Genomic DNA, 3,134 nt, shown 5'->3' with positions numbered 1-3,134 from the left:
ATTTCTGTAAGTTAAAAGAATTTAAACGTATAGCGATGCGTAGTTGTAAAACAGATACGAGTTTTGAAGCCATGATTCAATTGTGCGCGAGTTTAATTAACTCTCGGTAATTCTCAACAGACCCTAGAACCATTGTTATTTAATTGCATTAAGTTTTATCCATGACAAAGTTGGCACTAAGAGGTATTTTTATATTTATTAAATATCAAAATCCTCTGTCTGAACTTTGATCATATTTTTTTCAATTAAGAATGTAAATATAAGCCTTATATTAAATTTTTTTCTTCACTCTACACTGACTGTAAAATCAGCTGAATATTCTTTAGAAATTTGAGTTGTTCTTGTGCAGTGGTAATAAAATTAAGCATGTTTTTTCCAAAGCAGATTGAGCCACTCCTCATTACGATCAGGACGCTTATCTACAGTAATCCATTGTTTTAATACAGTAACCCTATCCAACTGATCTAGTAATTCTTTAGCTTGTTCTTCATCTAAATCGGTAAATGCTCTACCATCTTTTACTCGGTCTATTGTGCCGTATTTAAATGACATATAACAAACACCCCCACAGCGTAATGTAGCATGAATACGTTTTAAAACATCAGGGAGTCTATTACGAGCACAATGTAGTAAAGAGGCACATGCCCATACCCCATCATAAACATCGTGCATATCAAGCTCATAAAAACTTTGCTGCTGAACAGCGATACCAGTCAGTTGGCTCGCTCGTTCGACCAATACTTCAGAATAGTCGATAGCATCAACTTGATAGCCTTTATTTTTAAAAGCCAAAGTGTCACACCCTGAGCCACAGCCTAAATCCAGGATGCGTGCTGAATCTGGCAACTCAGCTAAAAATGGTTGGTATAGGCTTTCCATATCCACATACAACGTGACTTGTAAAAATTGATCTGCGTATTGGTTGTAATAGTCTATTGTTTTCATATTGGTTGCTTAGGCTAAACACTGACCCCAGTCTACTAAAAAACAAAAAAATAAGGGAGCATTTGCTCCCTTATCTTTTTAGTCAAATAAATCTGCTCTTACTTATTCCAAAGCACGATCTGACTTAAAGCGATTACATATCGGGTGAATAATTGCTCCATTTTCTAAAACACCGTAACCACCTTCTGCTTTCGATTCTCGATGATCTACTTCAGTTGACTCAAGGTATAAAGCGCTATCACATACTTCGCAATAGCTCCATATTTTCCTTTCCTCACGTTGATAAAGATTTCTTTTGGTCGCGAGTGAAAAATTTAGAGGTTTTTTCTTCTTTGTTAGTCTTACTGATTTCACAAAGCTCACAACATCATCCACAATGCTCTCATCATAATCACCACCAAAACGGTCAAGGTAAAAATCATTAAAATTAATACAATCAAATGATTGACTCATCGAAAGAATGACCGTGTTCAAACAAACTTCATCTTCAAAATCTAAATTCATATTGAGTCCAATACAGATAAAGGCTTGATACACGTTCTTCAATCGCTCATGTGATCTGATCCCGCTACCAAACGTAAGCGTCCGCTGAATCCCATACCAATTTTTAATTCGATTTAGGTTTCCAGCAGTGTGGCAGTAACTCTTCAATCTGGGTCACTTTATGTGTCGGCAGCCTTTTCAGCACATCACTTAAATAGGCATACGGATCCAAGCCATTCAGCTTTGCTGACTGGATTAAAGTCATGATATTCGCCGCTCGCTGGCCGCTGCGCAGTGAGCCAGCAAACAGCCAGTTCTTGCGCCCTAAGGCCCAAGGTCGCATTGAGTTCTCTGCCCCTTGCGAAGCAATGCTTCTCATGTCAATGGGTAGATTGCCATCATCCAAATAGCGGCTTAAAGCTGGCCAACGCTTCAGAGTGTAATTGATGGCCTTGGCGGTTGAAGAACTCGATGGCACTGTCAGATGATGTTGGTTGAGCCATTCATATAGTTGTTGCATCACTGGTTGACTATGCTGTTGTCGGTATTCGCGGCGGTCTTCCCCTGTACCATCGGTCTTTTTCCTGAGCTCTGCTTCTATCGCATACAGTTTCTGAATCAGCACTAATGCCTGTTCAGCGACCTGACTTTTCCCAGTTACATGCAGTTCATGGAATTTACGACGTGCATGGGCCATGCAGCCCACCTCAATGACCTGGCCTGATTTAAAGCGTGCTTTATAACCACTGTAATCATCACAGACTAGATAACCCTGCCAGCCTTTCAAGAACTCTGCAGCATGCTGGCCTGAACGACTATCCTGAAAGTCATAGATCACCGCCTGAACTGGATTGTACTGTGTAGTGGCATAGGCCCAGACATAACCTTTCTTCGGTTTTTTCTCATTCTCACCCATCCGCATGATGGTGACCGGTGTTTCATCTGCATGCAGCACCTGCTGTTGTAGTACCACCTCTTTTAAGACATTGGCCAGAGGCTCCAGTTCCACACCGCAGCGACCTATCTGAGAAGCATTGCTTCGTAAGAGATAACGTTGATCTAGAAAGCTCGATTCCCGCCCGCTGATAGATCAGACGTTGACGGTACAGCGGTAAATGATCGGCATACTTCGATACCAGCACATGGCTGAGCAGTTCAGGTGAAGCAATGCCTTTATCAATCACATAGGCAGGCATCGCTTGCTGAGTCAGGGTGTCACACTGATCACAGACCCATTTGCCACGGACATGCTGTTCCTTGTAGAACTGTGCCGGTCTGAAATGCAGTTTTTCACTGATATCTTCGCCGATACGACGTAACTGGCAGCCACAACTGCATTGGGTTGATGCAGGTTCATGCTCAATACGGATGGTGTGTAGATGATCCGGCAGCAGTCGACGTTTAGGTTTATTTGCTTTGGCTTTGTGTGTCGCTGCATCGGTTTTATCTGCATTCAGCCGTTCCAGTTCCAGATCAACGGCTGCGATATCCTCTTCAACCGCTTCGTCCCATAGATGGATTTGTTTTGCGGTGAGATGTTCGTTTTTACTGCCAAATTTGGTGGTGTTTCAAAAAGTACGCTGAAAAAAACAATATGGCTTTTGATAAAATAGAGGTATGAAAATAACGCTACAAATCAAATGTCCTACCTGTCTAAGTAACAATATAAAGAGAAATGGCATCAAAGTAGATGGGAAACAAAACCA

2 protein-coding genes and 2 pseudogenes are annotated in these 3,134 nt (G+C 41.5%); 1 reads left to right on the top strand and 3 read right to left on the bottom strand.

Going from position 1 to position 3,134, the window contains the following annotated elements:
• Positions 1 to 360: 360 nt before the first annotated feature.
• The 3 genes and pseudogenes from FTV32_RS16280 to FTV32_RS16270 all read right to left on the bottom strand — a co-directional run.
• Positions 361 to 945, bottom strand: coding sequence for a class I SAM-dependent methyltransferase (locus FTV32_RS16280; protein WP_180029104.1), 585 nt, complete (start codon positions 943 to 945; stop codon positions 361 to 363).
• A gap of 102 nt (positions 946 to 1,047) precedes the next feature.
• Positions 1,048 to 1,449, bottom strand: coding sequence for an HNH endonuclease (locus FTV32_RS16275; protein WP_257227647.1), 402 nt, complete (start codon positions 1,447 to 1,449; stop codon positions 1,048 to 1,050).
• Between the two features lie 103 nt (positions 1,450 to 1,552).
• Positions 1,553 to 2,987 (bottom strand): annotated as a pseudogene (locus tag FTV32_RS16270) (IS66 family transposase); the annotation flags it as partial.
• Positions 2,988 to 3,045: 58 nt separating this feature from the next.
• Between FTV32_RS16270 and FTV32_RS16265 the strand changes: the two are divergent.
• Positions 3,046 to 3,134, top strand: a pseudogene (locus FTV32_RS16265) (IS1 family transposase); the annotation flags it as partial.

It is taken from the genome of Acinetobacter sp. YH16032 (assembly GCF_013417345.1).
GTDB lineage: Bacteria > Pseudomonadota > Gammaproteobacteria > Pseudomonadales > Moraxellaceae > Acinetobacter.
This window is presented reverse-complemented; position numbering and strand designations above follow the sequence as displayed.